This window comes from Pontibacter arcticus (genome assembly GCF_003284895.1).
In the GTDB taxonomy this organism is placed as follows: domain Bacteria; phylum Bacteroidota; class Bacteroidia; order Cytophagales; family Hymenobacteraceae; genus Pontibacter; species Pontibacter arcticus.
On the sequence record NZ_QMDV01000001.1, the window covers coordinates 123,902 to 146,755 of the forward strand.

Here is a 22,854-nt window from a genome sequence, read left to right on the forward strand (position 1 = left end):
GGGTTGAGCGCCTTGTGAATTTCCGGTGCGCAGCAGCCGTTAGGCAGGGAATGAACACAGCGCGATGCCCGAGAACGAGTCCCAGCGGACTTGGAGCGAAAAAGCCAACTACACAACAAAAGCATCTCAAGCTAAGAAAGATGAAGCTACGCCAGCAAAAATTCACATCAGCAACTACAATCAGGAACCTATTAACAAAAAGAGGCCGAACATTGCTGTCCGGCCTCTGTAAAAATAATTCAGAATAAACTTCTGCAGGTTATTGCACTGGCTTCTCGCCTTCTCTTGGCAACACTTTAAAGATCGTTCTTCTGTTTAGCTGCATGTTCTCAGCTGATGTATTTGGCACTGCCGGACGACGCTCGCCATACGATACCGTAACCATACGCTTCGCTGAAATACCTTGCTTCTGCAGGTAATCGAAAGCTGCATCGGCACGGTTAGAGCCTAATGTCTGGTTGTAGCTATCGCTTGCACGTGAGTCTGTGTGGCCTTCGATGCTGATGTTTACAGTAGGGTTAGCCTTCAGGTAAGCCACCAGTCTGTCCAGTTCCTGAACAGATTCCGGACGCAGTACATACTTATCTGTATCGTAGTAGATGTTCTTGAAAGCAAAGCGTTTAGTGGCCGCTGTATCAACATAATCAACAAGGAAGTTACGAACAATCGTAGTTGTATCGTTTAATACCACCGGAATTTCGATTTCTTCTGTTTTGATTACCTGGTTGTCTTTTGAAACCTGTACCTGGTAAGTACGGCCAGACAGGATCTGAACCTGGTAGCTGGCCGAATCAGACTTACTAATATCACGGTAAGAAATAGGGCGCTTATCTGCCTGCAAACCGTTAAATATAAGCTCTACACCAGAAACCGGACTGTTATCCGTGCTGGATAACACCTGGCCTACAACGCGTGCCGGACGGATGTAGTTAATGGTATAAATATCTTTTTCGCCGTAGCCACCAATGCGGTAAGAGGATAGGTAGGCATAGCTGCCATCCGGGGCTAAACGGTAATACGTGTCATCATCCGGCGTGTTGATTGGCGAACCTAAGTTAACAGGCTTTGCAAATCTTCTGGCTACGGAGTCATACTTGGCAGAGAAGATGTCGTATCCGCCCATGCTGTTGTGGCCTCTTGATGCGAAGAATAAGGTACCATCCTTGGCTAAGTACGGGCTGTCATCATCAAACGGTGTGTTAATGGTTTTGCCCATGCTTTTTGGTCTGCCCCACTGGCCGTTCTTCTGGCGCTGCGATACATAAATATCCAGGTCGCCGTTTTCAGAATAGTTGCTGGTAGAGAAGTATAACGTCTGGCCATCTGGCGTCATGTACGCATCAGACTCAAAGTTTTTAGAGTTGATGTTGCTGCCAATGCTCTTAGCCGGGCCCCACGACCCGTCAGCCTGGCGCTCAGAGATCATGATATCACCATTGTTTTCAGAACGGTACAACATCATTTTGCTGCCATCTTCCAGTAACTGGATGGATGCTTCGTGCACAGCGGTGTTCAGGTTACCTGGTACGCGGCGGGTAGTTTCCCACTCGTCTTCGCCGATGCGGTTGGTTTCAAAGATATCTTCGAAATACTCACCGTCTTTAGCTTCCTGGCTTCCGGTTGTGTTTTCAGAGCGGGAAGTAAATAACAGGTAGTTATAATCATTGGAAATTACCGGGCTGTGCTCTGAGTAAAGCGTGTTAATAGTTCCACCCAGGTTTTTCACGAACACATCTTTCGGATTAGCAGTTTCGCGCTTTGCGTTCTTAGAATACTGGATCAGCTGTGCTACTTCATCCTGGCGCTCTAAATTACGCTTCTTGATGTTTTTGCTATAGGCCTGGTAATGCTCAATCGCCGTATCGAAACGGTAGTTGATATGGTCTACACGGCCTAACCAGTACTCCAGGTCTTTGTCTACGTTTGGCTTTAGCTTCTGGGCACGGTACAGGTAATCAGCCGCTTTTTCTTTATCGAACGTGATGTAACTGATACCGGCAAAGTATAACGCCTTTGCATTGTTCGGATCAGAAGCGATCAATTGCTCATAATGAGGAATGGCTTGTCTGTAGTTTTCCTTGTCAAAAAACTTGTTTCCGGTCCGGAGTAGTTTTCTTTTGCTTTGTGCTGCAGCAGGGTCTGCCATCAGGCACACAAAGGCAGCAAGCATCGAAAACCGTAAACACGATTTAGCTAAATGGTTCATGTGTAAAATTTGTGTTATACTTTTCTGGTATTAAATGTGTTGAGATACTGTGGCCTGCCTGAACGTATGTTCAGAACGCTTCAGGTTATTTTGTTTACCTATACGGCTTACTCCTAAACAAGTATAGCGTGATGCTTATATTTCTATTTTTTACTACTGTTCGCTAAAAACAAACTAAGTTATAAACTAACCTGCTTAAAGCTACAAACAACACCTGCCCACTTGTATCTTAATAAGGCGTAAATATAGCAAATTATCAATGCTAACCCGTGTATTTTTAGTGAAAAACTCACATTTACCCCGTCAGGCATCAAATTTTAAAGTATAAAATACAATACAGAAAGCAGCCATTAGCTAAAGCCGGTCAGGCAAAACAGCTTATACTTCAGGATTGGAAAAATTAATAGTACCTTTGGGGTGCTGATTAAAGTAACTATTCTCTGAGGATAGCTAATTTGGCACCGGGTATCGTTTTGCCGGGTAACAAGACTAGTTAAAGCCCCGGCAGGCTGCCACAATACGCATTAAGTATGATTATCAAAGAAGCAAAATTTGTAATAAGTAACACCAAAGTATCGCTTTGCCCTACCCCGGACAAGCCGGAATACGCCTTTATCGGGCGCTCCAACGTAGGCAAATCGTCTTTGATTAACATGTTGATGGAGCAGAAAGGCTTAGCCAAAACATCTTCATCGCCAGGTAAAACACAGCTTATCAATCATTTTATAGTGAACGATGAGTGGTTCCTGGTCGATTTGCCAGGCTACGGCTACGCTAAAGTGAGCAAAGGCTCGCGCGACGAGTGGCGCAAAATGATCAACTATTATTTTCTGAAGCGCGAGAACCTTACCTGCGTTTTTGTTTTGATCGACTCGCGCCACAAACCCCTGAAACAAGACCTTGATTTCATCGATTATATTGGTAAATTGGGTATTCCGTTTGCCATTATTTTTACGAAAACAGATAAACAGTCAGCTACCAAAACGGACGCCAATATAGCCGCTTACCGCCGCAGCCTGCGCGAAACCTGGGACGAGCTTCCGCCTATTTTCCAGTCGTCGAGCACAAGCCGGGAGGGCCGCGATGAGATACTGGCTTATATCGAAGAAATAAATACAAGTATGAAAGCCTGATTTAGGCACGGTATTCGTTTAGATGCAGAAAGCCTTAAAGTGTAGTTGAAATTAAATGTCTATCCTTATGAAAATGAAACACTCGTTCTTATTTCTTTTATTTATTTGCGCCAGCTTTACCGTAGCAGCCCAAACCAGCACACCAGCGCCTGAAAAGCAGGAACTCGAAGAAAAGAAAGTATGGATGCCCGCCAAAACACCGCCGGTTGCCCAGCACTACGAAGGCGGCGTGGAAGCCATGTACAAAGCTGTTTACAAAGAACTGATTTACCCGCCATTGGCTCGCCGCAACCGCATACAGGGCGATTGCATTATTGGCTTTACCTTAAATGAAGACGGCTCCACGTCCGGGTTTAAAGTGCTCCGGAATGCGGGTGCCGGCACCGGCGACGAAGCCCTTCGCGTGGCCCGTTTGCTTAAGTTTAAAGCGCCCGGCTTCAAAGAAAATGTTAGCATCCCCATCATGTTTAAACTATAACCAAACGCATTATTCTGACTATGTCAATTGATTTAAAACAAATTACTGCCATATCTGGCATGAGCGGCCTTTACCGCATTGTAAAGCCCACCCGTACCGGCGTTATTGTTGAAAGCCTGGAAGAAACACCTAAAAGCATTGTAGCACAGGCCCGCCACCGTATGTCGTTGCTCGATGAGATATCGATCTACACCACAGACGAAGAAGGCACTGTGGCTTTAGCCGATGTGTTCGACCGTATCAACCAGAAGTATGGCGACAAGCTGCCTGTAAGCGAAAAGCCTAGCAACGACGAGCTGAAAAGCTTTATGGGAGATATTTTACCAGAGTATGATACCGAGCGCGTGTATGTATCGGATATGAAAAAGCTGGTGCAGTGGTACGACATTGTAAACAAGTTTGTAGGCTTTAAAGGCCAGTCTGCTGAAACGGAAGCAGAAGTTGCCAACGAAGAAAAAGCATAAATTAAAAGCCCTCCGCTAACGAGGGCTTTTTTTTGTAATAACCTGTTCCGCGCATGAAACTCTCTCCTGCCCTGCTCGCTAATACCAGCACACACCTGCAACGCATCTTCGAAGCCGATAACCTGCCCTCGACTGATACGCTGGAACTGCTCACAAAATTAACCACCCTGGTCGCACAGCTGCTCCGCACCGACCTTAACCGCCTGCTGCATATTTTATACCGCATTGATGTAGAGGAGCAAAAAGTAAAAGCCGCTATGGCCGCCGAAAACGAAGAAGCCATGGCCCGGCAACTTGCCCAGCTTATATTGGCCCGCGAACTGGAGAAAGCCTACACCCGCCTGAAGTATAAATCCTAGCAGATAAAACCAAAGTATAAATTCATAAAAAAAGGCAGCAAGTATAAACCTGCTGCCTTCTTCTGTTTCTAAAGTATAAACTTAGCTTACAGGCACTTCTGCACGCAAGAATCCTTCTACTTTATCCACCATCTCCGTAGAACCGATGATAAGCGGGCAACGCTGGTGAAGTTCGGTTGGCTCGATCTCCATAATGCGCTGTGTACCGTTTGTAGCTTTACCGCCGGCCTGCTCTACTATAAAGGCAAGGGAGTTTGCTTCGTATAACAAACGTAGTTTGCCGTTAGGTGCTTTGGCTGTTGGCGGGTATATGTAAATACCGCCTTTCAGCAGGTTACGGTGGAAATCTGCTACCAGTGAGCCAATGTAACGGCCCGAGTAGTTGTTCTCTTTGCAATAGTTGATGTAGTTCTTAATGCCTTCCGGGAAGCTGTTGCTGCCGCCTTCGTTGCAAGAGTATATGTTACCTGTCTGCGGTGTTTTGATATTCGGGTGCGATAAAAAGAATTCGCCAAGGGATGGCTCGTAGGTAAACCCATTTACGCCGTTGCCTGTCGTGTAAACCAGCATGGTAGAAGAGCCATATACTACATAACCGGCAGCAATCTGCTGTGTTCCGGCCTGTAGGCAATCTTCCATAGTGCCATCGGTGCCTACTTCAGAGCAACGTCTGTAAATAGAGAAGATCGTTCCGATAGATACGTTTACATCTATGTTGGAAGAACCATCAAGCGGATCCATGGCTACAATGTAACGGCCCTTTTTATTGCCCGTCTGGATGAGGTCTTCCTCTTCTTCTGAAATGATCGTACATACTTCGCCACCGTTGCGGAGTGCACGGATAAAACGGATATTGGCAATCACATCCAGTTTTTGCTGCTCTTCGCCCTGCACGTTCTGCTGGCCGAAGGCACCTGAAATATCAAGTAAGCCGGCGCGGTTGATCTCGCGGTTAACAATTTTAGCGGCAAGTGCAATATCGCGCAGCAACTGAGACAACTCTCCGGAAGCAAACGGAAAATCTTCCTGCTTTCTCATAATAAACCTGTCGAGGGTTGTGCCCACTGGCAGGGCTAACTTGTCATTCATATCAATTAAAGTTTAGATAGTGATTCAGGTACTTTCGGTCTTACAAAATTATCATTTTTGGGCAATATTACGAAGTATACTTACTTTTACGCCGCAATAGCCTGTATCAAGTATGAAAGTATTTAAATTTGGAGGCGCCTCCGTAAAAAATGCGGACGCCTTTCATAACCTGGCCAACATCGTTCAAGCACATGGCGGAACCCGGCAACTGCTGCTGGTGGTATCGGCTATGGGCAAAACAACGAATGCGCTGGAACAGATTTTTGAGCAGGCTACCGCACAGCAGGATTATACAGTTATACTTCAACAGAACTGGGAATACCACCTCGAAATTGTGCAGGCGCTTTTTCCGGATACCACGCACCTGGTGTACACGCAACTGGAGCATCTCAGTGTTTCGTTGCAGGAGTACCTCCGCGCCTTCCCTGTTTCCGACAACTACGATAAACACTACGACCAGGTTATAAGTTACGGTGAGCTGTTCTCCTCCACTATTCTGCACCATTTTTTGCAACAGCAGGGCCTTGAGAATACCTGGGTTGATAGCCGCAAGTATATACAAACAGACAGTACCTGGCGCGAAGCAAAAGTAGACTGGGCCTGGACCGAACGGGTTATAAAGCGAGACCTTTTGCCTTTGCTGCAAAAGCAACTGATCGTGACGCAGGGTTTTTTAGGCGGAACTAATAATGGCCTGACCACCACACTTGGCCGCGAAGGATCGGATTTTAGTGCCGCTATTTTTGCGTATTGCCTCGATGCAACTGCACTTTATATCTGGAAAGATGTAGATGGCCTGTTAAATGCAGATCCCAAGCATTTCGCCAACACGGTGCGCTACCCGGAAATATCCTACCAGGAAACCATAGAAATGGCCTATTACGGCGCCTCGGTTATACACCCCAAAACCATACAGCCGCTTGCCACCAAGCTGATTCCGTTGTATGTAAAATCATTTCTGAACCCTGCCGGCGAAGGCACCAGGATCTGCGATTGCCAGTTTAACCTTATCGCGCCTGCTTATATTGTAAAAGAAAACCAATGCCTGGTTTCTTTCAGTGTGAAAGATTTTACGTTTATTTCCGAAAAAAACCTGGGTACAATTTTTAACGCTTTATCTGAATTGCGCCTGAAAATAAACCTGATGCAAAACTCGGCTATCTCTTTTTCCATCTGCACCGATTACCATGAAAGCCGTTTGCATAAACTTATCCAGACCTTACAGGATCAGTTTATAATCCACTATAACACCAACTTAAAACTGTATACTATTAAAAATTACAATCCTGAAAGTATAAAGGAGGTTGTGGCGCAGCAAAAAGTGCTGTTAGAACAGCGTACGCGCACAACGCTGCAAATAGTTTGTCAGTATGCATAAAACTCCACTTCTTAATTAATTAGAAAAATACAAAATGTTCCTCTGGAACTTTCATAATAATATTGTACCTTTGCAGGTAATAGTAAAAGAAAGTATAGTGCCTATATTATAATTTATGAATACTGCAGAAAAAGTTACAAAAAAATTCGTTCTTAAATTGATGGCTTTAGTTGCATTATTAGTCGTTGGGGCAACATTTAAAACCCCTCCTGCTACCGACATCGCAAAAAGCAACATGTCATCTACTACAACCCAAACCTCTTCCCAATCTATGCTGCCACTTTACACGCACTTAGTAAAACAGTAAAACAAACAAGCCTTTGCGCTGGTAGCAAAGCAAGAAATCAGAGCCCGTCTTCGTAAGAAGCCGGGCTTTTTTTATGGTTAAACTAAAAAGTGTAAATTCGCCGGTAGCTAACCTTGTAAACCAGACGATGGAATTTATACTTGTAACACCCCAGGCAAAGCCCCATGTGGCCCTTATCCAGCTAAACAGACCCAAAGAACTGAATGCATTGAATTTACAGTTAATGGGCGAACTGCGCGATGCACTAAAGCAATTGGATGAAGATGACAACGTACGCACCATTATCATAACAGGGAATGAACGTGCTTTTGCAGCCGGTGCTGATATTAAGCAAATGGCGGGCAAAACAGCCATCGACATGCTGAACGTAGACCAATTCTCTACCTGGGACCAGATCCGGAAAACAAAAAAACCGATCATTGCTGCTGTATCTGGTTTTGCGCTGGGTGGCGGTTGCGAACTGGCCATGACCTGCGATATGATCATAGCTTCCGAAACGGCTATGTTTGGCCAGCCGGAAATAAAGATCGGCGTAATGCCGGGCGCCGGCGGTACACAGCGTTTAACTAAAGCCATTGGTAAAGCAAAAGCCATGGAAATGGTGCTTACCGGCAAATTTATGACAGCCGATGAAGCCGAAAAGCATGGCCTCATTAACCGCATCGTACCCGTAGAGTTATACCTGGAAGAAGCCTTTAAACTGGCCACGGAAATTGCCCAGATGTCGCCGGTGGCGGCTAAACTGGCTAAGGAAGCGGTGAACCGTTCGTTTGAAACCAGCCTGGATGAAGGTTTATACTTTGAGCGCAAGAATTTTTACCTCTGCTTCGCCTCCGAAGACCAGACCGAAGGCATGAATGCCTTTGTTGAAAAACGAAACCCGGAATTTAAGGGAAGGTAATCTCAGTTAGAAAGTTAAGAAGTTAGAAAGGTTTAAGTAGAAGCTGTTTAGCGTTTTAGAATAAAAATGTTTTCGCTGCCCTTGCTTCGTGTTTTCACCAGCAAGCACTTATAGGTTAATGCATGGTTGTCGGTGAAAATACCAACAACGGCGGGTTTTCCCATATCAAGCGAAAACGTTAAACAGCGTTGTATTGAACAGAGCACCTTTTTAACTTTCTAACCTTTTAAGTTTCTAACTTTTTCCTTACCTTTGCACAAATTCTTACATAAGAATAATTATTAGTTAATAAAATATGCAGCAGCAACTTACAAAGCAGGAAGTACACCAGTACATTGCGGCTTCGGGCTTAAAAGCTACGGGCCAGCGCATTGTGGTGTACGAAGCATTGCATGAACTGCATGGCCACCACCCTACAGCAGAAGAAATTTACCAGCTCCTGAAGCCAGCCAACCCTAGTATATCATTGGGTACTGTTTATAAAACGCTGGATGCTTTTGCTGAGGTAAACCTGGTGCACCGGGTTTTTTCGGAGGAAGGCGGTAAACGCTACGATGCCAACATCGGCGCTCACAGCCACATCTATTGTACCAATACCCGTGAGATCATTGATTTTGAAGACACTGAGCTGCAAGCTTTACTGACGGATTTCTTTCAAAAAAGGAAACTGCAGAATTTCGAGATCAAGAGCTTTTCGGTGCAGCTGACGGGCAATAAAGTAGAGCCTGATAAACAGATAAGCATTACACGAGTACCTTAATTATACATTTAACAAAACTTAAACACGATAAAATATGGCAGTATTAGTAGGTAAAAAAGCACCTTCATTTAAGGCTACCGCTGTTGTTAACGGCGAGTTCGTAGAAGATTTCTCTTTAGAACAATACATTGGCAAAAAACACGTGATCTTCTATTTCTACCCGATGGACTTCACGTTTGTTTGCCCGACTGAGATCATTGCGTTCCAGGAGCGTATGGAAGATTTCGAGCGTAAAAACGTAGCTGTAGTAGGTTGCTCTACCGACACTCATTTCTCTCACTTTGCATGGCTGAACACACCACAGAACCAGGGTGGTATCGAAGGTGTAAACTACCCATTAGTAGCTGATGCTGCTAAAACCATCTCTCAGAACTACGATGTATTAGCTGGCCATTACGAGTATAACGACGAAGGCGAAATGATCTTTGTTGGCGAGCCGGTTGCTTACCGTGGCTTGTTCCTGATCGATAAAGAAGGCATGGTGCGCCACCAGGTTGTAAACGACATGCCACTAGGCCGCAGCATTGATGAAGCACTTCGTATGATCGATGCGCTGCAGTATTTCGAGGAGAAAGGCGAAGTTTGCCCTGCTAACTGGGAAGAAGGAAAAGATGCCATGTCTGCTACAAAAGAAGGCGTATCGAACTACCTTGCTTCAAAAGCACACTAAGTTACTTTAGTTTATAAAACAGAAAAGCCCCTGCACTTTGCTAGGGCTTTTCTGTTTTATACCTATTTATACTTGCTGCAAAGTATACTTTGAAAGGCAACCATACTTTGGTAGCAATAAGCTGCTTCTAGCTGTTATTACTTTTCTCCAGCTCAAGCAGTTTTCTTTTCCGCCAGATGCCGCCGCCGTAGCCTGTCAGTTCGCCATCTGCGCCTATAACCCGATGGCAGGGAATGATGATCGAAATCCTGTTCATGCCATTTGCGTTTGCCACCGCCCGTATCGCTTCCGGCTTCTGTAGTGCCAGCGCCTGTTCTTTATAACTTCTTACAACACCGTAAGGTATCTGCCGCAACTCCTGCCATACCAGCTTCTGAAAATCTGTGCCGGGCATATGTAATGGAACGGTAAATTCTTTTCTGTCTCCGTCGAAATACTCCTGCAGTTCTCTTTCCAGCTGCTCGAAGTGCGGGTTACTGCCTTGTATAATGTTTGCGTTTAAGATCCGGGCCAAAGTTTTTAATTCTGTTTCCAGCATCTTCCGGTCAGTAAATTCCAGCAGGCAGATGCCTTGGGGTACGGCACAGGCAATCATGGTGCCCAGAGAAGTTTCTATACGTGTAAAATCTATCACCTGCTGTGACTTACTTTGTGCCGGTGAAACCCCGAATATACTTTTGAAGGACTCACCAAATCCGCTTAACGATTCATACCCGGTTGTAAACGCAGTATCTGTTACAGACCCGCCTTTCTTTATTTTTTTGAAAGCAGAATTAATCCGAAAAATCCGTTGATAGGCCTGAAACGTGATTCCATGATTTTTTAAAAACCAACGTCTCATTTTGGTAGGTTCGATGCCGCGTAACACCAGATCATAATCCCTGAACTTTAAAGAAGGATCCGCGTGAAGCTCTTTTAAAATATCCTGTATATAGGCAGGCGTTGCATCTTTGTTATCAAGCGGATGGCATACTTTGCAGGGCCTGTACCCGTGCAGCATGGCTTCTTTTGTCGTCCCGAAAAATTCCACGTTCTCTTTTTTGGGCTTTCTGGCCGTACAGGTTGGCCTGCAAAAGATACCCGTGGTTTTAACGGCTGTGTAAAAAACACCCTCAAACGCCGTATCTTTTTCTACGGCCGCTTTATACATAATGGCATCGGTCAGGTCTTTCATCGTGTAGTCAAGCTTAAAACAAACTGCTGAAACTTTGTTCTTGGCGTATGGCATGTGTCAGTTCCTCCATTTGTCCGTAAACTTTATTGTTTACAAAGTTGCCCATACTAATTCTTTTTACACCCATACGTTCCAGTTTCCCGAAATCAGGTAATTGGGGCAGGCACATCACATTCAGCGGAAGGCGCGTTGCGGCTGCCACGTCCAGGATATCTTTTTCTGCAGCGATTCCGGGCAGGAAAAGGCCATCAATAGCAGCTGTTTCATAGCGTTTTATTCTTAGTCTGGCTTCGCTTAACGCAGCAGGCAGGTTAAGTAAAAAGGCATCGCAACGCACATTTATAAATAGCCTGATGTTTTCAGCATTCAGGGCATCCGTTATACTTTTAAGTTTATGTGTGAAAGCTTCGGTATCCAGAATAGTTCTTTCCCCATTGCTTACGACAGAATCTTCGATGTTTATGCCGGCCACCCCTAACCTGTATAGTTCTTGTAAATGCGTAACAACGGCTTCGGCACTTTTCCCAAAACCGGCTTCCATATCAACAGACACCGGCAGCGATGTAGCAGCCAGTATCCGTTTTATGATAAAAAGATAGTCTTCGAAAGGCATATTTTCACCATCCTCATATCCCAGGCTATGTGCTACAGCCGCACTGGAAGTTCCGATAGCATCAAAACCGGCTTTCTCATACACCCTGGCACTCTGCGCATTCCAGACATTACCCAGTAAAAGAGGTTTATTTTTACGATGAAGTTCACTAAAATGCAGGTAGCTGGCGCTCATACAGTTGGTTTTAAGTTTCTACAAATGTATGCTTCCCGGCTCTTGGCTGGCAACCGAAAAATCGACAAGTATTTTTTTAAGCAAAATAATTTCCTGAATCCGGGTACCTGCTTCACATCGCTAAACCGAATCGTAGTACTCCCAAAACCAAATAGCTTATATTTGCAGCAAGTATAACACGTATAAAATTTGAAGTTACTCTACGATATCGGCCTGACAGCATACAATGCCCTGCTGGCAGCGGCGGCACCTTTTAACAAGAAGGCAAAGCTGATGCAGGAAGGCCGCGAAAATCAGTTTGCTAAATTAGAGGCTGCTTTTGAAGGTAACCAGGCGCCGGTGGTTTGGTTTCATTGTGCTTCGTTAGGTGAGTTTGAGCAGGGCCGGCCGGTGATGGAAGCTTTTAAAGCTGAATTTCCAAAGTATAAAATCCTGCTCACCTTCTTCTCTCCTTCGGGTTACGAGGTGCGTAAGAATTACAACGGGGCAGATTTTATCTTTTATCTGCCGCTCGATAGCGCTGCCAATGCCCGGCAGTTTCTGGAGATTGCAAAGCCAACACTGGCCATATTTGTAAAGTATGAATTCTGGCATTATTACCTGCAAGAGCTACACCAGCGCCATATTCCTATACTTTCAATCTCGGCTATTTTCCGCCCGGATCAGGTTTTCTTTAAGCCGTACGGCGGTTTTAACCGTGCCATGCTGCGCCATTTCACGCATATTTATACGCAGAATCTGGCTTCAAAAGAGCTGTTGCAAAGTATAAATATTACCAACGTTACCGTGGCCGGCGATACCCGTTTCGACAGGGTTTTACAGACAGCAGCAAGTATAAAACCGATTCCGTTAGTAGATGCTTTTGCAAACGGCCATGCCGTTTTTATGATCGGGAGCAGCTGGCCCGCGGATATGGAAGTGTTGTTGCCACTCATTCAAAAGTATAAACCAAGTATAAAATTCATTATCGCGCCGCACGAAATACACGAAGGCAACACACGCGCTCTGCTGCAACAGATCGGCAAAGGTGTTGTCCGTTTTTCAGAAGCTGAGGAAAGCACTATTGCAAAGTATAACGTACTGGTGATCGATAACATCGGGATGCTGTCTGCGCTTTATAGTTATGGCACCTACGCGTACATTGGGGGTGCTTTTGGCAAAGGCCTGCACAACACACTGGAGGCTGCTGTGTTTGGGCTGCCGTTGTTCTTTGGGCCGAAGTATGAGAAGTTTCAGGAAGCTAAGGATCTGGTTGCGCAGCAGCTGGCTTTTCCGGTAAACGATGCCGCAGAATTACTGGCCGCTTTTGAGCGCATTTATCAAAATCAGGCACTCAGGCAACGTATAACCAACAGCCAAAAACAATACGTACAACAGCAGGCAGGTGCCACCACCAAAATTATAGCCGACATAAAACACCTGTTACAGAAAACCGCATGAAAGGAGTAGTTGTAAAATCAACGGGGTCGTGGTACATCGTGCGCGATGCAGCAGGTACCTTGCACCGGGCGCGCCTGCGTGGCAAGTTTAAGCTGAAAGGCATGAAGGTTAGCAACCCGCTTGCCGTTGGCGATAAAGTAGAATTTGACGTAGAAACGACCGGCGAGGACACCGCCGTGATCCATAAAATAGAAGACCGCGAAAATTATATTATAAGGCAGAGCACCCACAAAACTGCTTTCTCGCACATCATCGCTGCTAACCTGGATCAGGCCTTGCTGATCGTAACACTGGTTTCGCCGCGCACCTCGTTTGGGTTTATAGACCGCTTTCTGGTTACCGCCGAAGCCTATGATATACCCACCATCATCGTGTACAACAAAACAGACATGTACGACGATGAGATGCGTGAATACCAGCGCCAGATCAGCTTTATGTACGAAAAGATCGGCTACAGCAGCATGGCCGTTTCGGCGCATACCAACGAAGGCATGGAAGCGCTCACCAAAACACTTGATGGCAAAGTAACACTTCTATCGGGCCACTCGGGCGTTGGCAAATCCACACTCATCAACCTGATCGTGCCGGACCTGGAACTGAAAACGTCTGAGATTTCTGAGTTCTCGGACAAAGGCGTACATACCACCACGTTTGCCGAAATGTTTGAGGTAGACCCGGACACGTTCATTATTGATACGCCCGGCATCAAGGAACTGGGCATTGTAGATATTCCGGTGGCACAGCTGGGCCATTATTTCCCGGAGATGCGCGAGCGAATGAACCAGTGCCGCTTTAACAACTGCACTCACTTTAACGAACCGGGCTGTGCGGTAGTGGAAGCTGTTCGTACCAACGATATTTCGCTTACCCGCTACGAAAGTTACCTGAGCATGATGCACGGCGGCGATAACCGGAAATAAGTTAGCGGGGCCGGGGGTGGTTGAAAGTAGGCAACTTTCCTGTTTTGCTCAGAAATGCGTACTTTTATACTTTGATTGTTTACCAACTAATTAAAACAGATATGAAAACTGCAGAAATCCATACCGGTAAAGGCGTAATGAAAGTTGAGTTTTATGAGAAAGATGCTCCTAAAACAGTAGAAAACTTTGTAAAGCTTGCCAAAGACGGCTTCTATGATGGCCTTACTTTTCACCGCGTTATTCCTGATTTCGTGATACAGGGTGGTTGCCCGAACGGCACTGGCGCTGGCGGCCCGGGCTACAAAATCGACTGCGAACTGACCGGCGATAACCAGTTCCACGACCGTGGTGTGTTAAGCATGGCTCATGCCGGCCGCAACACAGGCGGTTCACAATTCTTTATCTGCCACAGCCGCAAAAACACCGCGCACTTAGACCGTAACCATACTTGCTTTGGTAAAGTGGTAGAAGGCCTGGAGGTGATCGATGCGATCAAGGCAAATGATAAGATCGAGAAAATCGTGGTAAACGAAGCGTAATTACTTCTTTTTTTTAAAAAAGGCTGCCTTTCGGGGTGGCCTTTTTTATAACATCCGTTTATACTTTTGTTTGCTGTTGCAGCGCTTACTTCACTTCCATCTCTAACAAAGTGGGCCGCTTCTCAGTATTAGAAACAACCTGTGCAAGGTTATCTGTCGTCCAAAAGCAAATGCCTGTTTGCTGTTCCTGCATCAGTTGGCGACAAACCTCCACAACCTTTAAATAAGCGCTGCATAGCAGCCGGCTCACATAATCTGGTATATGAAAAACCTTGCTTTACACTGGCAAATTCTGATTGGTATGTTCCTGGGAATCGTTTGGGGAATGCTCGCCAGCTACCTCAACCTGAATGATTTTACCATCGACTGGATCAGCCCCTTTGGTACTATTTTCATCAACATGCTCAAACTGATCGCGGTGCCGCTTGTACTGGTATCGTTAATTACAGGAGTTGCCAGCCTGAGCGATATAAGCCGCCTTTCCCGCATCGGAACCAAGACCATCGGCCTGTACCTGAGCACAACGGTGCTGGCTGTTTTGCTGGGGCTGGTGCTGGTAAATGTATTTAAGCCGGGAAACGCATTCTCTCCGGAAAAGCGCGAAGAATTCAGAAGCCAGTTTGCCGCAGCTACCTCCGAAAAATCTTCTGATGCCGCCGCCGTAGAAGAACAGGGCCCGTTGCAGGCGCTTGTGGATATTGTGCCATCCAACATTTTCGGGGCCATGACTGATAACAGCAGCATGTTGCAGGTCATCTTTTTTGCTTTGCTGTTCGGCATTGCCCTCATTATGATCCCTACCGATAAAGCTGCGCCCGTTAACAGTTTTTTTGAGGGCGTGAACCTGGTTATACTAAAGATCGTGGATATTATTATGGCAGCCGCCCCTTATGGTGTGTTTGCGTTACTGGCCGGGCTTATCGTAGAATTTGCAGGCGATGACCCCGCTGCTGCTATAGAACTGTTGTTGGTGCTAGGCTATTACTGCATTGTAGTTACCATAGGTCTGGGCTTGATGATCCTGGTTATGTATCCGCTATTGGTTGTTACGTTGGGCAAAACAAAATACAGAGCTTTCTTTAAAGGCATTTTCCCGGCGCAGATGCTGGCTTTCTCTACTTCTTCCAGCGCGGCAACATTACCTGCTACCATGGAGTGTGCCGAAAAAAACCTGGGCATAAACAAGGAAATTTCCAGCTTTGTGCTGCCATTGGGCGCAACTATTAACATGGATGGAACCAGCCTTTACCAGGCCGTAGCTGCCGTTTTTATTGCGCAGGCCTATGGCATAGACCTTACGCTGATGCAGCAGTTAGGCATTGTACTTACAGCTACGCTGGCTTCTATCGGAGCGGCCGCTGTGCCCGGTGCAGGTATTGTGATGCTGGTAATTGTATTGCAGCAGGCTGGTATCCCGATTGAGGGCATTGCGCTTATACTTGCCCCGGACCGTATTTTGGATATGTTGCGTACCACCGTTAATGTTACCGGCGATGCTACCGTAGCGATGATCGTGGCCCGCACCGAAGGACAACTGCACCCGCCTACAGGGATAAAAGTATAACAGCGTATAAACCGGCACCCAGCACGAAGGCCCAGTAGCGGCTTTCGCGCTCTTCAGGTAGTTCTTCTTTTAATACGTTCAGTATTACGCCGCCACCTACAAACGCCATCAGCAGCACCACAGCTGTTTCCGAAACTTCGATAAGCAAGCCTGTTGCCCAACCAGCGAGCAGCGCCACCACCAATACCCAACGGCCTTTTCGCCTGTATACTTCGCGGTGATGCTCCTGTAATCCAATATCGTTTACCAGGAAGTGGAGCGCCATGGCTACGGCAAACAAAAGCATTTCCTGCATTACACCTTCTTCCCGCTGAAACAACAAGTAACCGATCAGGGCATTATACAGCGCAAACGAACCAATGTGCAACCAGAACCAGCCTGTCTGTTCTTCGTCGATCACATCTGAGGCAGTTATGTTTTTAGCGCTGATAATGGCTCTTTCCAGTCCGTAAAAAACCATCAGCCCGATCAGCGTCATCAGGTATACATGGTGGCTCAGAAACTCCTCGGCCCACCATGTGCTTTCGATGTGCTCCTGCCCCTGACCCAACTCCGGAAACAGATGCAGAAACACATACGCTACCGATACGCCGCTTGCTCCGGACAGCCAGACGCTACGCGGCATCTCGGCTAAAAACCGCAGCCGGTTACCAAAAAAATGAATGAATGCCAGTGCCAGAATCGGCCAGATCGATACGTGATGCTCCATAAAGTATAGCTACTCTATTTCTGAAGGATGCGTTGAGCGCTAAGTATAAATTAATTCAAGTTTATACTTTAAAAATGCATAGATCAGAGGCTATATTTGATGGAGAAAATGTATGCTTACAGTTATACTGTAGTTAACTTACAGATAAATCAGACAAAGGATTGAAAGCAAAACTCAAAAATGACTTTATATCAATTTAGCAGATTTTCAATTTAGCAAAACTAGGTTTTCAATATTCCAATTAGCTCCAACCTCCTGCTATAGAACAAGAAACACTAACACCTAACAAAGCGAAAAGTAATCCTTAGGTTTTGCCTCACTCGCCTTCTATACCAGCAAATTAACCAATAAAAAAGCATTTATTAACATTCATCCTCATCTAGCCAACTTCCATCACTCTATGAATCACACATTTTTACTGCTCATCATTTTTACTTTCCTCTCAGGCAGTTTAACTGCACAGCCTAAATCTATCAGCGAAGAACGCTTTATCCAGGTAGGGGGAATTGAGCAATGGGTAACCATGCACGGCGAAGACAGAACCAAGCCGGTTATCCTCTTTCTGCACGGCGGACCGGGCAGTACCATGAGCCCCTATGACGATGCCATGTACGGCTCCTGGAAGAAAGATTTTATACTTGTGAACTGGGACCAGCGTGGTGCCGGCAGAACGTTTGGCCGCAATGCTCCCTCGCCTGTAACGGAAGATTACTGGATCGAGAACCCACTGACTGTAGAGCAGATTGTAGCCGATGGCATTGAGGTTTCTGAATATGTACGAAAGCATTTAGGTAAGCGGAAGCTCATACTGATAGGTACTTCGTGGGGCTCTGTAGTTGGCGCTAATATGGCCCTTGCCCGCCCCGATCTGTTTACGGCCTATGTTGGGCACTCGCAGGTAGTTGAAAGCACAGGAGGCTTTGTGCATGCGTACAATAAAGTATCCGAACTGGCGCAAAAAGCCAATGACACAGAAGCACTTGTAAAACTGAAAGAGCTCGGACAGCCACCTTACGAAGATGCCCAAAAAGAAGGCCAGCTGATGCGCATCATCAAAAAGTATGAGCACCAGAATTCCGTGCCTGCGCCTGCTACCTGGTGGAAGATCAGGAGCGAATACGACAATGAAAAAGATGCACAAGCCCGGTACGATGGCGATGATTATTCTTTCCTGCACTTTGCCGGCTTCAAAAAAATGGGCATCAAATCCATGGCCGCCGGCATTGATTTCAGGAAGAACGGCATGACCTATAAAGTTCCGGTATACTTTATCCAGGGCGAAGAAGACATCCTGACGCCAAAAGAAGCTACCAAAGCCTATTACGATAAAGTAAAGGCTCCGAAGAAACAGTTTATATTGGTGCCCGGCGCTGCCCACGGCCATAACCAGGCTATAATTGAGGCACAGTATAAAGTTGTAAAAAGCCTGTAAGTGTACTTTTAAAACCTACCCTTTCTAAACTAAAAAAGCAGGAACATGTACGTTCCTGCTTTTTTAGTTTAGAAAGGTGTTTAGCATTTTCGCTTGTAGTGGCAAAACGCGCCGTTGTTGATGTTTTCACCGACAACTATACTTTTCCCAACAGATGCTTGCTGGTAAAAACACAGCAAGGGCAGCGAAAACAACTTTATCTTAAATCGCTAAACAACTTCTATTTATACTTCTACTACTTGTTAAAAATCTTCTTCGTCCTCTTCCCCAAATTTTGGCATCGAGAACATACCGCTAAGTATGTCTTTAAACTGAAGGCCGGTGCTGAGGCGGTTTTTGCTGATCTGGCTGTGTTCGGCGAGGCCATGAAGGGCAAACTCCATCATAAACAGTTTTTCGTCGCCTTTGGCTTTGGGCTGCTGCTTTTCTACCAATTCGGCCAGACCGGGTACCTGCTGCAGGGCTTTTTTGTATGTGGAACCGTCCGCATCGTTCAGTACATCCAGCGTGTTGCCATCGCCAAACCAATCGGTAATGGCTTTGTACGGATTGCCCTGTTTGGCTTTTTTCACTTTATCCGGGTCCGGGAAGTAGGCCAGAAACTGCGTGCGGATAGCTTTGCCCATCAGCACCTGCGCCACGTGTCCGGCTCCCTCCTGCTCGCCTTCGTACACCAGTTCTACTTTACCGGTAATGGCCGGAATCGTATTCATGAAATCCGAAACGCGCACATAGGTTTTTGTTTCGCCGTTCACCAACGCACGACGCTCGGCAGCACTCAGCAGATTTTCGTAAGCCGAAATAGTTAAACGTGCCGATACACCGCTTTTGGCATCTACGTATTCACTTTCGCGGGCTTCAAAAGCTACTTGTTCTATCAGGTCGCCAATGATGCTGTTGGTTTGCACAATATCTTTCTGTTCGGTTTTTACGTGCGCTTCCTGCTCGGTTATCTTTTTGCCGGTTTCTATACTTTTCGGATAGTGCGTGATGATCTGGCTATCGATACGGTCTTTGAGCGGCGTTACAATAGAGCCTCGATTGGTATAATCTTCGGGGTTAGCTGTGAACACAAATTGTATATCCAACGGTAAACGCACTTTAAAACCACGAATCTGAATGTCGCCTTCCTGCAGAATATTGAACAACGAAACCTGGATACGTGCCTGCAAATCGGGTAGCTCATTAATTACAAAAATGCCGCGATGCGATCTTGGTATCAACCCAAAATGAATCACACGCTCATCAGAATACGGCAAACGCAATGTGGCTGCTTTTATCGGGTCAGCATCGCCAATCAGATCCGAAACCGATACATCAGGAGTTGCCAGTTTTTCGGTATAACGCTCGTCGCGGTGCAGCCAGCTAACCGGTGTATCATCACCGTGCTCTTGTACCAGGTCTTTTGCAAAACGGGATAGCGGCTGCATCGGGTCGTCGTTCAGTTCAGACCCTTGCACTACCGGCACATACTCATCAAGCAGCGTTACCATCTGGCGCGCAATACGTGTTTTAGCTTGTCCGCGCAAACCCAGCAGGTTAATGTGGTGCATCGAAAGTATAGCGCGTTGCATATCCGGAATTACCGTTTCCTCATAGCCCCAGATGCCCGGAAAAATTTCTTCCTTGTTCTGCAGTTTCTGAATAAGATTCTGGCGAAGCTCCTGTTTTACCGTTTGCGGCTGGTACCCTACGGCTTTTAGTTGCCCTAATGTTTTTATTTGTAGCAGCTTTTCCGCTGGTATGTCTTTATAGTTCATGTATGTTAATTGCTGGTTGTTGAATTGTTGATTATGATAGATTCATTTAAAGTATGAACCCACTCCTTATCCTCTTAGATGGAGAGTAATTTTAGAAGTTCTTTTTGCGGTTCTGTTTATAATCCCGGAAAACTAGATGGCCTAATCCTTTCAGGCTGCTGTAATAGGCCTGCCCGTTGTTTACCTGCGTAAATTCATCTACAAACGCCTGCAAGTATGGATCTGATGCGATCATAAACGTGGTGATCGGAATTTTAAGACGACGACATTGTGCAGCCAGGTTCAGGGTTTTGTTTACTACTTTACGGTCCAGGCCGAAGCTGTTTTTATAGTAATGCAGCCCTTCTTTCAGGCAGGTAGGTTTGCCATCGGTGATCATAAATATCTGTTTGTTGGCTGTTTTGCGCTTCCGGAGTATATCCATAGCCAGCTCCAAACCGGCAACCGTGTTCGTGTGGTATGGGCCAACCTGCAAGTATGGTAAATCTTTTATCTCGATCTGCCAGGCATCATTGCCAAACACAATCACATCCAGGCTGTCTTTCGGGTACTTTTGCTTTACCAGTTCGGCCAGCGCCATCGCTACTTTTTTGGCAGGTGTGATGCGGTCTTCGCCATACAAAATCATCGAATGTGAAATATCGATCATCAGCACGGTAGAGGCCTGCGACTTGTGTTCTGTTTCGTTTACTTCCAGATCCTGCTCGGTTAACCTGAACTCGCCGATACCGTGGTTTACCTGCGCGTTCCGGATAGAATCTGTCATAGAGATCTGTTCTACGGCATCACCGAAACGGTATTCGCGGCGGTCTGTGCTGGCTTCGTCGCCGATGCCGGTGTGCGAAGTAGCATGGCTGCCCTGCCCGCCTTTTTTCAGTTTCCCAAAAATTTCTTCGAGCGCACTTTTCCGGATACCCTGTTCACTTTTTGCGGTTAAACTGAAGTTGCCATCCTGCTGCGGCCCGTCATCAATAAAGCCTTTCTTTTTCAGGTCTTCAATAAAATCACCGATGCCATACTTGTCGCTGGTTAGTTTATACTCTTTGTCGAGCTCGTTCAGCCAGCTAAGCGCTTCGGCCACATCGCCGGAGGTAAACGTAACCAGTTGCAGGAAAATTTTGAGCAGCGATTCGAAGTTTTCTTCTTCCTGCTGCGGTGGTATATATTCTGAGAATCGAAATCCTATCGCCATAAAATAAATATTTGTATAGTATAACAAGCAGATGGTGCAAGTTGTTCGGTTGTTTTAAAACACCGGGAAGCCCCGCAAACATTCTGCCATCAACCAAAGTAAACTTATACGGTAACAACGCCTAAACAACCCTGCAAACTATGAAAGCAATTTGGAATGAAACCGTAATCGCGGACAGCGACCAGACCATTGAAATAGAAGGAAACCAGTATTTCCCGGCTAACTCTATAAAACAGGAGTACTTCGAAAAAAGCGAAACACATACTACCTGCCCCTGGAAAGGCGAAGCTTCTTACTACCATATAAAAGTAAACGGAAAAGTAAACCTGGATGCCGCCTGGTACTACCCGGACCCTAAACCCAAAGCAGAACAAATACGCGGTTATGTCGCCTTCTGGAAAGGCGTGAACGTGCAGAGATAAGGAAAGTATACCCTAAAAGAAAAAGGCTCAGAATAAAGTTTTTATACTTTGCTCTGAGCCTTTTTTATACTTTGGAAATCAGTTATTAGTCGATCCAGCGGAATTTATACTCCAGCGATGGTGCCTTCATACGTTCGGCAACACGCTTTAATCTGGCTGGCAGCGCCATTACATAATCACGGGCTTTTTCGCCGGCTTCGTTTAACCCGGATACAGCGTCAATTTTCCATTCCGTGATCAGGCCATCCAGAATCTCGGTATAATCTGTGGCGGTGTAAACATTTATACGTTGTGCTGCATCTGTAAAGTGCCCGAATGTCTTGCCAAGGTCTACGCCCAGTTCGCGCATGTAGTGGGCTGGCATTACAATTTTCTTGCGCATCATATCCTCAAAAGCCAACATCATTTCGTTTGCATCGGCTTCAAAAATCTTTCCAACAAATGCTTTGTAAGCCTTGGCGTGGCGGGCTTCATCAGCGGCAACGTGGCCACATAATTTAGCCAGCATGTTATCGCCTTGCTTTTTAGCGATCTGCGCTACACGGCGGTGCGAAATATTCGTAGCCGTTTCCTGGAACGAAGTATAAACAAACGAACGGTACGGGTCATTATCGGTCTGCAGGTCGAAGCCGTCTGCGATCAGGTATTGGGTTGATGCTTCCATCTCGCGCATGTTAACGCGGCCTGTTAAGTACAAATAGCGGTTCAGGGCATCGCCGTGACGGTTTTCTTCGGCTGTCCAGGCGCGGTTCCATTTAATCCAAGGGCTGTTCTCATCGTTGGGCATCCCATCAATGCGCATCAGCCAGCTTTCGTAAGTTGGCAGGGCTTCTTCTGTTATCGTATCGCCTACCAGCACCGCCAGCAGGTCATAAGACAGGTCTTTGGCACGCTCGCGTAAACTCTTCAGTTCATCAAAGAAATTTTCGAAACGAGCATCCGGCAACAGATCCGCGGGCTGCCAGCTCTCCTCTACTGTTTTCAGGAATTCCGTCATTTTTTCGTTTACGAAATCTTCCATCCATCTTAATACTTCTACTCGGGAGGCTACTGCTGTAATCATGTGCTATGTATTATTTTAATCTGAACAAATTTGATTATTCTATGCCTTGTAAAGACACTGCTGCAAAAGGTTTCCAGTATTTATACTTACCGGTAATGTATCTACGC

The 22,854-nt window shown here is 46.0% G+C and carries 23 protein-coding genes; 15 read left to right on the forward strand and 8 right to left on the reverse strand.

All coding sequences use genetic code 11. The features are described from left to right. Positions 1–259 precede the first annotated feature (259 nt). Complete coding sequence (locus DP923_RS00540) at positions 260–2,206, reverse strand: OmpA family protein (protein WP_112303638.1); 1,947 nt, start codon at positions 2,204–2,206, stop codon at positions 260–262. 530 nt (positions 2,207–2,736) lie between these two features. Between DP923_RS00540 and yihA the strand changes: the two genes are divergently transcribed. From yihA to DP923_RS00560, 4 genes are all read left to right on the forward strand, one after another. Continuing rightward, on the forward strand, positions 2,737–3,339 hold the full coding sequence (yihA, locus tag DP923_RS00545) for a ribosome biogenesis GTP-binding protein YihA/YsxC (protein WP_112303639.1): 603 nt from the start codon (positions 2,737–2,739) through the stop codon (positions 3,337–3,339). Positions 3,340–3,406: 67 nt separating this feature from the next. Next, positions 3,407–3,817: an energy transducer TonB gene (locus DP923_RS00550; RefSeq protein ID WP_112304745.1), complete on the forward strand. Its 411-nt coding sequence runs from the start codon at positions 3,407–3,409 to the stop codon at positions 3,815–3,817. Positions 3,818–3,837: 20 nt separating this feature from the next. Continuing rightward, complete coding sequence (locus DP923_RS00555) at positions 3,838–4,281, forward strand: DUF5606 family protein (RefSeq protein ID WP_112303640.1); 444 nt, start codon at positions 3,838–3,840, stop codon at positions 4,279–4,281. 53 nt (positions 4,282–4,334) lie between these two features. Then, positions 4,335–4,640 (forward strand): hypothetical protein, encoded by a 306-nt coding sequence (locus tag DP923_RS00560; RefSeq protein ID WP_112303641.1) that lies wholly within the window; start codon positions 4,335–4,337, stop codon positions 4,638–4,640. Between the two features lie 81 nt (positions 4,641–4,721). Here DP923_RS00560 and fbp read toward each other — a convergent pair whose 3' ends face one another. Then, on the reverse strand, positions 4,722–5,729 hold the full coding sequence (gene fbp / locus DP923_RS00565) for a class 1 fructose-bisphosphatase (RefSeq protein ID WP_112303642.1): 1,008 nt from the start codon (positions 5,727–5,729) through the stop codon (positions 4,722–4,724). A gap of 112 nt (positions 5,730–5,841) precedes the next feature. Between fbp and DP923_RS00570 the strand changes: the two genes are divergently transcribed. The 5 genes from DP923_RS00570 (at position 5,842) to DP923_RS00590 (ending at position 9,745) form a co-directional block, all read left to right on the forward strand. Continuing rightward, positions 5,842–7,107: an aspartate kinase gene (locus tag DP923_RS00570; RefSeq protein ID WP_112303643.1), complete on the forward strand. Its 1,266-nt coding sequence runs from the start codon at positions 5,842–5,844 to the stop codon at positions 7,105–7,107. 115 nt (positions 7,108–7,222) lie between these two features. Continuing rightward, positions 7,223–7,414, forward strand: coding sequence for a hypothetical protein (locus tag DP923_RS00575; protein ID WP_112303644.1), 192 nt, complete (start codon positions 7,223–7,225; stop codon positions 7,412–7,414). 127 nt (positions 7,415–7,541) lie between these two features. After that, positions 7,542–8,315 carry an enoyl-CoA hydratase-related protein gene (locus DP923_RS00580; protein ID WP_112304746.1) on the forward strand — a complete coding sequence of 258 codons (774 nt, stop codon included), beginning with the start codon at positions 7,542–7,544 and terminating at the stop codon, positions 8,313–8,315. A 295-nt stretch (positions 8,316–8,610) separates the two neighbouring features. Then, the gene (locus DP923_RS00585) at positions 8,611–9,075 is read left to right on the forward strand and encodes a Fur family transcriptional regulator (RefSeq protein ID WP_112303645.1); all 465 of its coding nucleotides are present in this window, start codon (positions 8,611–8,613) and stop codon (positions 9,073–9,075) included. 34 nt (positions 9,076–9,109) lie between these two features. Then, a complete protein-coding gene (locus tag DP923_RS00590; RefSeq protein ID WP_112303646.1) occupies positions 9,110–9,745 on the forward strand; it encodes a peroxiredoxin in 636 nt (211 codons plus the stop codon). 127 nt (positions 9,746–9,872) lie between these two features. On the opposite strand, the gene DP923_RS16890 is transcribed toward DP923_RS00590, so the two are convergent. Continuing rightward, on the reverse strand, positions 9,873–10,919 hold the full coding sequence (locus tag DP923_RS16890; protein WP_112303647.1) for a bifunctional transcriptional activator/DNA repair enzyme AdaA: 1,047 nt from the start codon (positions 10,917–10,919) through the stop codon (positions 9,873–9,875). Positions 10,920–10,932: 13 nt separating this feature from the next. After that, positions 10,933–11,706, reverse strand: coding sequence for an isocitrate lyase/PEP mutase family protein (locus DP923_RS00600; protein WP_112303648.1), 774 nt, complete (start codon positions 11,704–11,706; stop codon positions 10,933–10,935). 189 nt (positions 11,707–11,895) lie between these two features. Here DP923_RS00600 and DP923_RS00605 point away from each other — a divergent pair, with 189 nt between their 5' ends. The 4 genes from DP923_RS00605 (at position 11,896) to DP923_RS00620 (ending at position 16,169) form a co-directional block, all read left to right on the forward strand. Further along, entirely contained in the window at positions 11,896–13,146 is a 1,251-nt protein-coding gene (locus tag DP923_RS00605) for a 3-deoxy-D-manno-octulosonic acid transferase (RefSeq protein WP_112303649.1), read from the forward strand. Further along, positions 13,143–14,066, forward strand: a complete 924-nt coding sequence (gene rsgA, locus DP923_RS00610; protein ID WP_112303650.1) for a ribosome small subunit-dependent GTPase A — start codon at positions 13,143–13,145, stop codon at positions 14,064–14,066. The genes DP923_RS00605 and rsgA overlap by 4 nt, the downstream gene beginning before the upstream one ends. 101 nt (positions 14,067–14,167) lie before the next feature. Further along, positions 14,168–14,605 (forward strand): peptidylprolyl isomerase, encoded by a 438-nt coding sequence (locus tag DP923_RS00615; protein ID WP_112303651.1) that lies wholly within the window; start codon positions 14,168–14,170, stop codon positions 14,603–14,605. A 262-nt stretch (positions 14,606–14,867) separates the two neighbouring features. Then, positions 14,868–16,169 carry a dicarboxylate/amino acid:cation symporter gene (locus tag DP923_RS00620; RefSeq protein ID WP_112303652.1) on the forward strand — a complete coding sequence of 434 codons (1,302 nt, stop codon included), beginning with the start codon at positions 14,868–14,870 and terminating at the stop codon, positions 16,167–16,169. Here DP923_RS00620 and DP923_RS00625 read toward each other — a convergent pair. Further along, positions 16,150–16,878, reverse strand: coding sequence for a hypothetical protein (locus DP923_RS00625; protein WP_112303653.1), 729 nt, complete (start codon positions 16,876–16,878; stop codon positions 16,150–16,152). The two genes, DP923_RS00620 and DP923_RS00625, sit on opposite strands and share 20 nt — an antisense overlap. A gap of 400 nt (positions 16,879–17,278) precedes the next feature. Between DP923_RS00625 and DP923_RS00630 the strand changes: the two genes are divergently transcribed. Then, on the forward strand, positions 17,279–18,310 hold the full coding sequence (locus DP923_RS00630; protein ID WP_112303654.1) for an alpha/beta hydrolase: 1,032 nt from the start codon (positions 17,279–17,281) through the stop codon (positions 18,308–18,310). Positions 18,311–18,552: 242 nt separating this feature from the next. Here DP923_RS00630 and DP923_RS00635 read toward each other — a convergent pair whose 3' ends face one another. Together DP923_RS00635 and DP923_RS00640 are read right to left on the reverse strand one after the other, a co-directional pair. Further along, a complete protein-coding gene (locus DP923_RS00635) occupies positions 18,553–20,070 on the reverse strand; it encodes a sigma 54-interacting transcriptional regulator (RefSeq protein ID WP_112303655.1) in 1,518 nt (505 codons plus the stop codon). Positions 20,071–20,161: 91 nt separating this feature from the next. Beyond that, entirely contained in the window at positions 20,162–21,262 is a 1,101-nt protein-coding gene (locus tag DP923_RS00640) for a vWA domain-containing protein (RefSeq protein ID WP_112303656.1), read from the reverse strand. A 140-nt stretch (positions 21,263–21,402) separates the two neighbouring features. Between DP923_RS00640 and DP923_RS00645 the strand changes: the two genes are divergently transcribed. Beyond that, entirely contained in the window at positions 21,403–21,684 is a 282-nt protein-coding gene (locus DP923_RS00645) for a DUF427 domain-containing protein (RefSeq protein WP_112303657.1), read from the forward strand. An 85-nt stretch (positions 21,685–21,769) separates the two neighbouring features. On the opposite strand, the gene DP923_RS00650 is transcribed toward DP923_RS00645, so the two are convergent. After that, entirely contained in the window at positions 21,770–22,747 is a 978-nt protein-coding gene (locus DP923_RS00650) for an acyl-ACP desaturase (protein ID WP_112303658.1), read from the reverse strand. Positions 22,748–22,854 lie beyond the last annotated feature (107 nt).